The following is a 12,722-nucleotide window of genomic DNA, read 5'->3' as shown; positions in this document are numbered from 1 at the left end:
GTTGCGTAACAGTTTGGGTGAAAAGCTCACAGCCGACATCAAGAGAGAGCTAGATCAATTACGACAGGATTTTACGAACAAACAGGAACAACTTGATCGTTATCAGCATCTGATTGAACAACTCACTTTCGCACAGCGGGAGATTGTTTAGCTTTAAAAGCTGGTTTAAGAATGGTTGATACAAAGTGAAAGAATTAACCGTGTTAGCACAGCAGCATCTTGAATCAATGAAATGCGTTTATCCTGAATTCCCAACGGATTATGAATTATCCACCGCTGCCACCTTCGCCTTCTTCTCGAACACCTGCACTGCCGCATCCTCCAACATCACAATCGTTCCATCATTGCTATTGACCTGAGCACCCAGCTTGCCGGTCATCGACGCGACCCATTGCGGCCATTCCGCTTGGGCTTTCTCCAGTTTCTTCCACGCTTTGGGTTTCAAAGTCGTCACCACCAGCGCGGTCTCGGTCTGAATTCCAATCTTCATTCCCGCTTTTACCACCACTGGCTTGGGTAATTCATTGAATTTCAGGGTAAGTTCAAGGCGACCGCTCACGATATTCTCCGCAGTTAAAGGCGCATCAGTTGTTAAAACGGGTGTGGGCTCTTTTGGTGGTTTCGGTGCTTTGGATGGTTTAGGTTTCGATGACTTGACGGGTCTTAACAGTGCTAGCTCGTCCCGTGCAATGATTGCAGCAGCCTCAGTCACTTCACCAGCGGGTTGCCCCTGTAAATCAATCCGTGCCGTACCGATTCGCATCGCCTTGAGATAAGCGATGCGCTGGCAATAGCCATACATAACGGAATTGACCAATTTTGAAGCGTGCCCCGCCGCCAGCAAGTCTTGACGAATACCGACTTTCAACGGGCGTGGTTTCTTCAGGTTAAAGCAGTTGGGATAAAGCTCGATGAGCTCACGCTCCGGAGTGCGTTTGGGTTGTGCTTCGGGCTTATCGTTCAAATCATCCATCTGCGCGATTCTGTAGTTTCAGGACATTCTGCGGCATATTGACGGCATGATATACGAGTTAACACCATAACTATCCGTGATGGGTTCATCCCATCACGGACATTATGGTTGCTTCACCTCCGAAAGTGGCAGAAATAGCGTGTTAGAACTGTGCGGAAAGGGATGGAAACCTTGAGCGAGATAAAACAGGGTTGCTGCTTCAGAAAGCGCATGAACTAGAAGTGCTTTAACTCCAACAAATTCAGATACCTGCACTGTGCGCAAGATGGCATCTCGCAATAATGCCTTGCCCAAACCCTGACCGTGCCAATGACGATCCACTGCTAAACGACCTAAGACCATCGCGGGAATAGGATCAGGCATATTCCGGCGCAAGTGACCTGGTGCTAAATCACTGGCAATCGAGGCAGTTGCCAAACAGTAATAACCAATCACTCGGTGTTCAACATCAATTACATAAGTGCGAGATGCGCCCCGACCTTCATTGCGAACTGCCCGTTGTTGTAACCACTGATCAAGACTGGGTTCACCGCTATCAAACTGGATGAGATCGTGGTGAATCGTCAAACGTGTTGGAGCACTACAAACTGCCATTTCATGTTTCCCAAGGCACTGTCATAGTCATCAGCTGCCGCAGCTTGGGATTGTCACTCGGCGGCGCATCCAATAACAGTTGAACGGCTTGGAAACTTTCAGTGTCGAGTGTCAACACGCGCTGATCCAACAACACTTCTTGCGCTTCACGACAAGCGGTTTCTAATACAAATTCTGAGCGAGTTTTACCCAATAACTCAGCAGCTTGATCGATGAGGTCGCGCTGGCAACGTTGCGCACGAATGTTGATATTCGTATTGCGGATTGAGTGATTCACTGAATGATTCTCGATATTGATTGATGCCATTGAAGATGCTTGATAAAGCATATCATCGACCTGTAATTAAAATGTCAACGCAATTGATAATGCTCCTTTAACCATACACTGATAATGGATGTCTCGACAATCCATACCAGTATTACAGAATGAACTTGAAATAATCGAATAACATTGACATTTCTTAAACACCTGACTTGCTCTTTTAATCCATGAAGTCAGCCCAAAGAAATACTTTTTTAACTAAAACCTTTTTTACTTAAATCGTTATTTCCTTAAATCTACCATGATAACGAAAGGTTTATTTCGTTAAATCTTTTCCTGAAATCCTTAAAAGACGATTTCCTTAAATACGCCTTTCCTTAAATCTTTACACGATTTTGTTTAACCAAATCAAAGCCTTCGCGTAACAGCTCCAACATGCTGATGCCGTGCGTAGCAGCGTAGGTCTTAAACTCACGGTGGAATGCTGGATCAACTTTGAAGTTCAGCGGTTTGAGATCGCCAGCTTGCGGTTGTTTCAAGTTATCTACTACTGCCACTGGAGAAGGAACAGAAGTTTTATTGGATGGAGGTGGTGGTTTAGCCATGTGTTGTATCCTGAGTGAATTGAGCAAGCTGATTCATTATTGCTTGTGCCACTGCATCAGCTTTCATTCTCAATGTTAAAAAAGCACATTCGGTTAATGCTTTGCCCGCATCATTCGCTCGCCGATAAGCAGTTCGTTCTAATAATGCAGTTGGAATAACATTGTATCCGGCTTGTTGCACATACATTAGACTTTCAGAAAGTTCAACTTGACTATCACCAACCCGACAAAACACCAATAAGATACGTTCTATTGCAATGCCCTTTGCAGTCAATTCATGTGCCAATAAAATGGTGGGTTCTAAATCATCAACAGATAAACCCGTAGGCAATACAATCAAATCACTGTGTTGAGCAATTGCCAATGTGCCACTATTGGATTGCGCTGCTCCATCAAAGATGAATAAATCATAATTCACTGCATCCGGTAGTGCTTTTTCAACAATACGAAATCGCTCAACCTTAATTTCTGGCATCAATAATCCCTGCACCCGCCGTTGTTGCCATTTGAAAACAGTGCCCTGACCAGGGTCGAGATCAGCAATTTTCACCTGCCAACCGTTAGCGGCATATTCACGAGCAAGCAACCGCGCCAGTGTACTTTTACCAACCCCGCCTTTTTGCGATACAAAACCGATGATCTGACCCATGTTGCGCTCACCTCAACTGTGGAGATTTGACGAGTCAAGTCGGAGAATAAAGCATGATTTCCTTTTTTACACAAAGAAAGATTTACTGCTTTACATAAAAAAGTAATTCACGTTTTACAGAAAGAAGGATTTACACTTTAGAATATAAAACGATTTACATCAATAACGATTTATACCTTAACGTAAAAAAGTATTTACTTAATTCGTTAAATCTTTAATTTGTTAACCTACTGTATAACCTAAACATTTATCTTGGTGATCGGTGATGTCTCGCTAAAATTCGCGTGATCGTTGCAGGATGAACCCGAAATAATCGAGCAACATCAGCGTTGGTTTTGTGCCCTGAAGTCACCATTGCAACCACTTCTCGCTGTTGTAATGGTGTCAATTTGAAGCGCCGTCCACCAATTCTTCCCTCTTTGCGTGCTGCCACCAAACCCGCTTGCGTCCGTTCACGAAGAATCTCACGCTCAAATTCTGCGAACGCACCCACCATTTGAATCATCAATCGACCGGCTGGAGTTGTGGTGTCAACCGGTTCAGTCAAACTTTGAAACGCAGCACCGGCGTTGCCAATTTTCTCAAGAATCACCAACAAATCTTTCAACGAACGCGACAACCGATCCAACTTCCAAACCACCACGACATCATCGGGACGCAAGTGATCCAACAACCGTTCCAGTTCGGGACGACTCCAACGACCACCTCCAACCTTTTCCTGAAAGATGCGCTCACAACCAGCAGCAGTTAACGCACTGATTTGACTGGTAATTTCTTGATCTTGAGTAGAAACACGAGCATAACCAAAGCGCATGAGCACAACCTCCATTAACGTTTAAGCACATTATGCAACCCGTTTATGCAACATTCTAACCCTTGAAAAACCATGGAAGTTCATTCAGAAAGTAAACGAGCGTTTGTGCAAGCCACACCGAAAAACCGAATGATGCGCAGTCAAATACTGAATGAACCTGAATGAATCATCACCGAATGAACCAATTAACACTGAACCAAAAAACCACCGATTAAACACAATCACCAAAGCAAATAACCACGCCGCAGATGAATTAAAACCGAATTGAACAACCGCCCTAACATTGAATTAAACCTGAATGAAAACGAAACTATTGAACAAACCAAAACCAGCAATAAACGAATTAACTCGACCAATTAACCCAACCTCAAAGCTATTGAAAAAACCCAACCATCACAATTAAAAACCCCAGACATCACAATAAACCAGAACCATCAAACACCCATTAAAACCGAATTAAACCTGCCAGTTAAACCAAACCAACCAAATAAAGAAATGAGTAAATAATTAAATAAAGCAAAAAAATAAGCCCTGCTCTACCCAATTAAAAAACCCAATAAAACCTGAATTAAAACTGCACGAAACCCAACAACCAGCCCAAGCCCAACCCCACCCAAAAATCACCCACCCACTCCAAATCAGAGTAGAATGCAGCTGTCAACATCAAGAATCGAACAAAGCAAGACCACCAAGACCACACCCCCGTAAAAACGCATGAGAAAGCCCTAGAGCCTTCCAAGCCGAAGCCTAACCACTTTTGAAGGGTCAACCCTCAAAAAAGCGTCAGACAGCGTTAGAACCCAAATTAACGCCACTAACCACATCGTCCTCAACCGACAAACCACAGTTATCAAAAACACACCCAACAGCAAACACAGCAGGGGATAACACGCCCAACAACACCCTACGGGGGCGGGTATACAAGGCGCGTTTTCGAGAAATCTCTTCAAATCAACATCTTGTTGCACCATCGCGCAATTGTCGATAATGGCATATCCATCTCAGTTGCGATCTCCTGATAAGTCATCCCCTTTGCCCGCATCTGCCTTGCCGTTGTCCGTTTATCTTCGTTACTAACCCGCACACCTGTCTTGGTGTAGTGATCGTCCCAACGCCCAGCATCAGCCTCTTTCTTATGTTGTGCCCGCAGCTCATCAGGAATAATTGCCCGCAACTGTGGTAATAACTCAGCCGGAATAATCGCCTGCATCCAATTGTATAAGGTTGAACGACGAAAGCGATAACGTGGATCAACTTCAATTCCATTCCATACAACCTTTTCACCGCGCATTGCTGCTTGTGCTCGCCGAATAATCGGGCGCATGGTGCGTCGCGCTTCTTTAACTGTTAATCCTGGTGTCCACATTTGCGCTGTCTTAATGATTTCTTCTTCAATACGATCATAGGGCACAAACCACGATAATGAAACACTGGCTAAAAATAACCATGTATCCCGATGACCTTCGGGAATACCACCGAGAAAATACCAATCCGCAATCTTCATTAAATCTTGATAAACTAAATACCAACGATGATAAATACTACCTTTATATTTACGACCTTCTCGTGCTGCACCTAAACTGCGTATTCGTGCTGACCTTGGCTTATTGGATGGTTTCCACTCCGGTCGTTCTCCTAATACAGCATCAGACAATTGATGCAATGTCCACCGTTTTCCTGTCAGTACCTTCGCCGTGACTTCAGCCCCGTTTTTGCTGTTGATCGTTCCGCACAAGCGCAGTACCCGAGTGCAATCCCTCGCTACCGGATCAGCTCCAATCGATGCGAGTGTTGCGATCAATTTGTTTTGCACCAGTTGCCAAACTGGTAAGGCTTTAGCTGGCACTGGCTTGATTAACCAATACAGGTGCATTCCGCGTCCGCTGTAGACCACTTGCGAGGGTGCAGGCAGCCTGGCAGCAATAAGTAGCTGTAATGCTTTATCAATATCGACACAACCATCTATATCGACATAACACGTCCGCAACGATGACAGCAGCGATACTCGTCGCCAGTGATGGAACTGATTGACAGTGAAATAACGGTCTTCTTGACCTTTTTGGGCAGCGAGGAATTGCGAAATCAGCGGTGAATCGGCGCGGTGTACTTGCCAGCCACCACTGGGTTTGCGCTTTTCCCAGAACACTACGACACCATGTGCTGGGCGTGGATGTACTTGGTCAAAATGACCTTGGGTGTTGAGGCGTTGTAACGTGAAGGGCTGTTGTTGTGCTTCGGAAATACAACCGGTGTTGAAAAAGTCTTTGTTTTCAGTGGTTTTATTGTCAAGTGCCATGTTAGCTACCTTGACGCAATCAACAAAAGGCTCTTTTTTACAAGGGGCGGATCGTGTAAACTTGAGCCTTAGTCAGCGCGGTTACTTTTGCTGTTTTGAAACGGATAAAACCGGATCAATTTGTTAAGTGTCAGCGTTGATTGCGTACATTGAAGGCAAAACCAGTAACTTGTTGAGGTCTGTTGGTTTAGCCGGTTAAAAGAATTTAGTGGTTAAAAAAGGAAAGCCGGTTCTATTATTGAATCGGCTTTTTTATGTCCATGTGTATCTGCTGAAAGCACAACATAATATGTGTAAAGAATACTCATATTTTCTCCTAGAATCATAAGGTTAGTTTCAGATTTATCCAGAGGATACTGGTTTGCAAATCGGTGTAATACTAGCAAATTTCATTGTACCAAACCAAGATAAAAATCTATACATGTCCTGTTGATTTGGGCACTACTACTTCGCATCCTTGGTCTCTTGAATTTGGCGTTTGTAATCTTCGTATGAAGTGTTGCTACTCGCCATACATCGGTTTTGTTCCTGTGTGTCGATGATTTTATTGCACTCGTTTTGTTGCCACGCTTGACCCGTGTTATAGAGCTGTTGCGAAGAACAACCGTAGATCAATAGCACAAAAGGAACCAAGATTGGGTATAAGTAGAGCATCGTTAACTTTCAACCTTCACCTTCTTTTCAAACACCTGTATTGCTACATCTTCCAACATCACAATCGTACCACCATCACTATTAACTTGAGTACCTAACTTACCAGTCATTGAAGCAACCCATTGTTTCCAATCGGCTTGTGCCTTCTCTAATTTCTTCCATGCTTTAGGTTTTAAGGTTGTCACCACCAATGCAGTGTCAGTCTGAATACCAATCTTCATTCCAGCTTTAACGACAACAGGTTGAGGCAATTCATTAAACTTCACTGTCAATTCAAGGCGACCGCTCACAATACTCTCCGGGGTCAAAGGGGCATCAAGTGGTGGAACAGGTTTAGCTTCCTGTGGTGATTTCGGCTTTTTAACCCTTTTGATCTTAACCGGTTTTGGCTTGCGTGGGATTTTACCTAATCGCGCATAAATAATTGCCAGTTCCCGTTGCGGGATAATCGTCTCAGCTTCAGTCACCTCGCCTGCTGGTTGACCCTGTAGATCGATCCGTGTCGCACCGAGTTGTATGGTTTGAAGGTAGTTTTTACGCTTGCAATACGAACCCAATACCCACTTGATGTCAACGGGATGATGACCTGCTGCCAGTAAGTCAAGGTGAATCCTCAACTTCAGTGGACGTGGACGAGCTAGATCAAAGCAAGCCGGATAGAGCGCAATCAGATCAAGCTGCGGTGCTGTGACAGTCTGCACCTCAGGTTCATCATTTGACACTGACACTTGCAAATTATCCACTGATTCCATGTTCATTAAGATCATGTTTTATCAATACATTCTTGATAAAGGTATTTCTGAAACCCATTAAATACCCTTCTGATTTCATCCGGCTGACCAAGATCATTCATTGCATCTGTAAGTGAAGAATTATATTTAAGCTGCAACAACGGCGTTAACTTATTTTCATCCAATTCTTCAACACCTAAGTTCACATAATGCGACAACACGAAATCAAGAAAAACCTGTTGTTGACTATTAAAGATCGCGCTGATCTGTGCCATTGCCCGCCCGACGCGCTCTTCTCGGGTGAGCGGTTGAGTAGCATAAGCGACATGCGCCAACACATCAAATAAATCGCTCTTCTCCGCGTTGATAAGTTGTTGCATTTCAAACAGTTGCTCTTTACCAAACCCTTTCTCAGCAAGTCCATCTAATAGCTTACGGCGTGTATCTGGTGCGCTCCACAAGGTGCGTAACTGGGTTTCATCATTGAAGAAGGCGGGCAGTGTACCGAATAACACTTCCAAAAACTGCTGCGCTGACATCGGTGTTCCATCTTGATGCCAAAAGCTGGTTGCCATCTGGTGTTGCAAGGTGCGCACCTTATCATCAGCCAGCTTCACCTTGAGCTTGCATTGACACACACAAGGACGTTGCCCACACAGATAACAAGGCGGTGCTGGTTCCTGCACACCTTCGCGGGGACTACGGGAACTACTCACCGGTTCAATTGGTTCACCATCCCATTCGGGATCATTAAAATGTTGATGTGCCTGTACGAAATCATAAACAGTGAAATACTCTTTGCCATCATATAACCGCGTTCCTCGTCCAATAATTTGTTTGAATTCAATCATGGACTTGATTGGACGCAATAACACAATGTGACGAATGTTGCGGGCATCAACACCAGTTGAGAGTTTGTGCGAGGTGGTTAAGATTGTGGGAATGGTCTTTTCATTGTCTTGAAAGTCACGCAGATATTGTTCACCCAGTGCGCCTTCATCTGCTGTCACACGCTGGCAATACTGCGGATCATTACTCACCTTATTTTGGTTAATCAAATCACGGATCATTAACGCATGTCCTTGATTTACACAGAAAACTAGTGTTTTTTCATAGGGTTTAATCTGTGCCATGAATAATGAAACTAAGTGGGCTTCCCGTTCTCTTATTTCAATAATACGATTAAAATCATTTATTTGATATGTTTTATCAATATCAACTTGACCTTCCAGCACCAGATCATCTGCGGTATAACAGTATTCATCTAACGTGGTGGTGATTTGTTTCACTCGAAACGGAGTTAAAAACCCATCGTTAATGCCGTCTTTCAATGAATAAATAAACACCGGCTCACCAAAATAAGCATAGGTGTCTACATTATCTTTGCGCTTTGGAGTGGCAGTTAAACCCAATTGCACTGCTGGAGTAAAGTAATCCAGAATGCCGCGCCATGAGCTTTCATCATTGGCACCACCGCGATGACATTCGTCGACAATAATGACATCAAAGAAGTCGGGGGAATAGTCACCAAAGTACGGTGCTGGCTGCCCATTTGCCGATGATCCACTCATAAAGGTTTGAAAAATGGTAAAAAAAAGATTCCCATTCGTTGGCACCCTGCCTTCTCTGCGAATATCTGCCGGTTCAATCCGAATCAACGCATCTTCGGGGAAGGCTGAAAAAGCGTTATAGGCTTGATTGGCAAGGATATTACGATCTGCAAGGAAAAGAATGCGCGGACGACGGGTGACTCTGTTGTGGTGTTTCCATGCGTGTAGATTCCAACGACTCTGAAATAATACCCAAGCGATTTGAAAAGCAATAAAGGTTTTGCCGGTTCCAGTGGCAAGGGTTAATAAAATCCTGTCTTGACCGGCAGTGATAACAGTTAGCACCTTTTTAATAGCAATATCTTGATAGTAACGCGGTTGGAAATAACCACCACGATCTTCAAACGGAATGGCAGCAAAACGTTCATGCCAAACATTGTGTTGATTAAAGGTTAAATCCCACAATTCTTGTGGTGTTGGATAGCGTTGAATTTCACCCTCAACACCAGTGCGCATATCAATTTGATAAATACCTTGCCCATTCGTGGCATAAGCAAAACGCACCTCTAATTTATCAGCATAATCTTTTACTTGTCCCACGCCTTTAGTGAATGCTTCATGCCACGCTTTCGCTTCAATCACTGCCAGCTTGTGATTGCGGTATTCCAACACATAATCAGCGAATAATGGTTGAGCGCGTTTCCCAGTACCTTGTAAACGTCCGAGTGTAATTGGATATTCACGCCGGATGCGACTATCTGGAATAACACTCCAACCCGCTGCTTTTAATGCAGGATCAATATAATCAGCGCGGGTTTCAGCTTCATTCATTACATACATCATCCGAATTGTGGTTCCGTACCGCGCCAATTTACGATCTACCGTTAGCAGAATGAGAGGCTCACTAATAGATTGTGCCACCAGCAAACGATCAAACGGGTCTTTATGATCGGTAAAGGTTGGTAATTGGCTGGCTTGCAAGATATGTGCATTGTCGATTGGCAACCAAGTGAAACCATCGGCAACCACTCGCTGACAAAATGTCGGCATATTCAAATCGAGTTTGCCTTGATTCACTTTAATCGCCATTTCCCATAACGAGGCACGACTGACATATACTGCTTCTGATGTGCTTTCGATTAAATCTTTGGCAGCAGCGGGCACTTTCTCAGGCATACCTTGCCACCACAAAATCAAATGCGTATCCAATAATAGGCGCATGAATTTATTGCCCTGCTGGTGGCGCGTGGTCGTTATCTGCGAGGCAATCAAATAAATCATCAATAGGGTCGTTAAAATCATCTGCCATCCAGATTTTCCCTTCCATGCTACCCGGTGGTGCGATTTTACAACGTGGTTGGTAGGCTGATAGCAGTGCGATTGGTTGTCCGGCACGGGCTATCACGACTTCCTTGCCTTGTTCGACCGCTTCTAATAAGCGGGAAAGGTGAGTTTTTGCTTCATGGATGTTGACTATTTGCATGAGATACCCTCGCTTGACTAAGCATTAGTTTAGTATGCTTAATACTGGAATGCAAGATTAGTATTTTAACGCATGTAAGCCAAAATCATGCCAGCTCACAAATTGCCACTAAATGCTTGATTTAAGAGGGATTTTTTCAAGTCATCAAGTGCGGTGAGTTTGCGTTGATAAATGGATTCGAGGTGCTGGGTTTCTTTATGCAAAGTATCAAATTGCAAGGTAAACTGAACTTGATTTTTAAGGTCAGGAAGCCACGATCTATATTCAAAAAGATATTCCCGATTTACCTTCGGCATTCCTGCACGAGCCGAACCTTGAACCGCATAATCAGTAAAGGATTTGCAAAGCAATAAATGAAAAAGGTAATCACGAGTAATTTCATTTGGAAATGGCATGAGTGGGTACATATCAGCACTGCATAAACCATTGAAATCGGGACGAGCTACTTTCATCAAGTACGGTCGAATCTTGCTGTAAAGAACCATTGATTTATCAAAAAGAAATTTACCTGAAATGAGACCCTCTTCACGAGCAGTCTTGAGATCAACAAAGCAACCCTTTTTTGATTCAATGTTTCCCGCACCAACGTGAATCAAATCAATAAAATTATCTTTTCGTGGATCAACAAGTCTGGATGTGATAGAACAAATATCTCCCAACTTTTTCTCAACCCACCCCTCACCACGTTCTGTGAAAACAGATTGTAGATGACTTTCAAATAAAGCACGGGCATTTTTAAGGTTCTGTTCGGCATTCGCTTTGGCGGTGGCGATACCAGCAAAGGCTTGGTCAAGAATGGCGACGATGCGGTGTTGTTCGTGGAGTGACGGGAAAGGAATAATCTGCGCTTTTATATCACCATCAGTAACCGCTGGATAGCTTGCTCCTTTCTGAAGAATTCCCATATTTTTGGTGAACTTTTCAGTAAATAAAAAGTAGAAAATAAAACGATTGTTAATTTCTGGTTTAGGTCTAATAACAAAATAACCCGTACTGCAAATTTGTTTATCAAGATGTTCTGGGACAATAGCAATTCTTTGCAAGGTGGGACGAATAGTTGCAAAAATGATGTCATTTTCTTTTACAACTTTCCTAGCTCGACTGGGTGCAGCAGAGCCTTTGATGCGTTGGGTTTCTTCAATTTGAAATGTTGAATTAGAAACACTAGAAACATCAATATAATTAAACATCCATTCTGGTGATTGAGAAGGGTTAATTGTTTCGGTCTTTTGCAGAACATCACCAAGTTTCTTTACTTGCCAATCCGCTTTCATTACATTCTCTCGCTATTCGATCCCAGTAAATCACGAATCACTGCCAACACTTCTGCACTTTCCGCATCCAATGCAATCATCTCATCCATAATATCGACTGGACTACGATGAATGATTGCCTCTCCACCATTAGGATTCTTCACTGATAAATCATAAGTATTGGAATCAATACCGGAAACATCCACGCTCCAGCTTTGCAACGAATCCGTTTGAGTCTTTTGTAATTCGATGTCAAGACCCGAGAGATTGTAGACCTGTTTTTTGAAGCGTTCAGGTTCCTTCTGTTGCCAGTTTTTCAACGCTTGCGCCGGTGACACATGTCCAAGGGCTTTTTGGGGTATCTGATGGTTATACATCTGCACATAATGGTGCAGCGTTTTTTCTAAATTTTGTGCAGAATCAAAGCGCGTCGTCGCCACCACCTCGGCAATCCGTCCGTTAAATCGCTCGACCATGCCGTTCGTTTGCGGATGCGAGGGCGGAATTAGGCGATGCTCAATCTGGTGTTTTTTACAAACTAAATCAAAGCGATGGCGACCAGTCGGTTCGCGTTCACCGGTGGCGCAGAAACGATCCGTAAACTCCTTACCGTTGTCGGTCAACACCTTTTCCATCTTAAACGCGGCAGCAGCGATCACTTGCTGGAGAAACGCGCTGGCGTTGGCGGCAGTTTTCTGAGCAAAAACTTTGGCATAGACCCAACGCGTTGCCCGATCAATGGCGACAAAGAGGTAGCAATGGACTTTTTCATCCGGCATCTTAGGGAACCGCTGATCTATTTAATGTTCTCCACGTTGCCTTTTTAAAAGCATATTTTTATAGAGGGGATATTAAATA

At 43.8% G+C, this 12,722-nt stretch carries 11 protein-coding genes and 1 pseudogene; all 12 read right to left on the bottom strand.

Annotation, left to right across the window (positions count from 1 at the left end):
* Positions 1–259 precede the first annotated feature (259 nt).
* On the bottom strand, positions 260–973 hold the full coding sequence (locus tag CXB77_RS18690) for a ProQ/FINO family protein (RefSeq protein ID WP_105075038.1): 714 nt from the start codon (positions 971–973) through the stop codon (positions 260–262).
* Between the two features lie 102 nt (positions 974–1,075).
* Positions 1,076–1,567 (bottom strand): GNAT family N-acetyltransferase, encoded by a 492-nt coding sequence (locus tag CXB77_RS18685; protein WP_105075007.1) that lies wholly within the window; start codon positions 1,565–1,567, stop codon positions 1,076–1,078.
* A 1-nt stretch (position 1,568) separates the two neighbouring features.
* Entirely contained in the window at positions 1,569–1,895 is a 327-nt protein-coding gene (locus CXB77_RS18680; protein ID WP_242445876.1) for a DUF1778 domain-containing protein, read from the bottom strand.
* A gap of 311 nt (positions 1,896–2,206) precedes the next feature.
* A complete protein-coding gene (locus tag CXB77_RS18675) occupies positions 2,207–2,434 on the bottom strand; it encodes a hypothetical protein (protein WP_197711113.1) in 228 nt (75 codons plus the stop codon).
* A complete protein-coding gene (locus tag CXB77_RS18670) occupies positions 2,427–3,083 on the bottom strand; it encodes a ParA family protein (RefSeq protein WP_105075005.1) in 657 nt (218 codons plus the stop codon). Before CXB77_RS18670 ends, CXB77_RS18675 begins: the two co-directional genes overlap by 8 nt.
* A 247-nt stretch (positions 3,084–3,330) precedes the next feature.
* Positions 3,331–3,912 carry a recombinase family protein gene (locus tag CXB77_RS18665; protein WP_242445875.1) on the bottom strand — a complete coding sequence of 194 codons (582 nt, stop codon included), beginning with the start codon at positions 3,910–3,912 and terminating at the stop codon, positions 3,331–3,333.
* Between the two features lie 931 nt (positions 3,913–4,843).
* Entirely contained in the window at positions 4,844–6,193 is a 1,350-nt protein-coding gene (locus CXB77_RS18660) for a replication protein (RefSeq protein WP_105072991.1), read from the bottom strand.
* 656 nt (positions 6,194–6,849) lie between these two features.
* Positions 6,850–7,605 carry a ProQ/FINO family protein gene (locus tag CXB77_RS18650; RefSeq protein WP_172452750.1) on the bottom strand — a complete coding sequence of 252 codons (756 nt, stop codon included), beginning with the start codon at positions 7,603–7,605 and terminating at the stop codon, positions 6,850–6,852.
* Positions 7,606–7,610: 5 nt separating this feature from the next.
* On the bottom strand, positions 7,611–10,349 hold the full coding sequence (gene hsdR / locus CXB77_RS18645) for an EcoAI/FtnUII family type I restriction enzme subunit R (protein ID WP_242445882.1): 2,739 nt from the start codon (positions 10,347–10,349) through the stop codon (positions 7,611–7,613).
* A gap of 4 nt (positions 10,350–10,353) precedes the next feature.
* Positions 10,354–10,611 (bottom strand): type II toxin-antitoxin system Phd/YefM family antitoxin, encoded by a 258-nt coding sequence (locus CXB77_RS18640; RefSeq protein ID WP_105075052.1) that lies wholly within the window; start codon positions 10,609–10,611, stop codon positions 10,354–10,356.
* 95 nt (positions 10,612–10,706) lie between these two features.
* A complete protein-coding gene (locus tag CXB77_RS18635; RefSeq protein ID WP_105072995.1) occupies positions 10,707–11,885 on the bottom strand; it encodes a restriction endonuclease subunit S in 1,179 nt (392 codons plus the stop codon).
* Positions 11,886–12,115: 230 nt separating this feature from the next.
* Positions 12,116–12,649: pseudogene (locus CXB77_RS18630) on the bottom strand (DDE-type integrase/transposase/recombinase); the annotation flags it as partial.
* Positions 12,650–12,722 lie beyond the last annotated feature (73 nt).

The organism is Chromatium okenii (genome assembly GCF_002958735.1).
Lineage (GTDB): Bacteria > Pseudomonadota > Gammaproteobacteria > Chromatiales > Chromatiaceae > Chromatium > Chromatium okenii_A.
The sequence above is the reverse complement of the archived record's forward strand: the minus strand, read 5'-3'. Positions and strand labels throughout refer to the sequence as shown.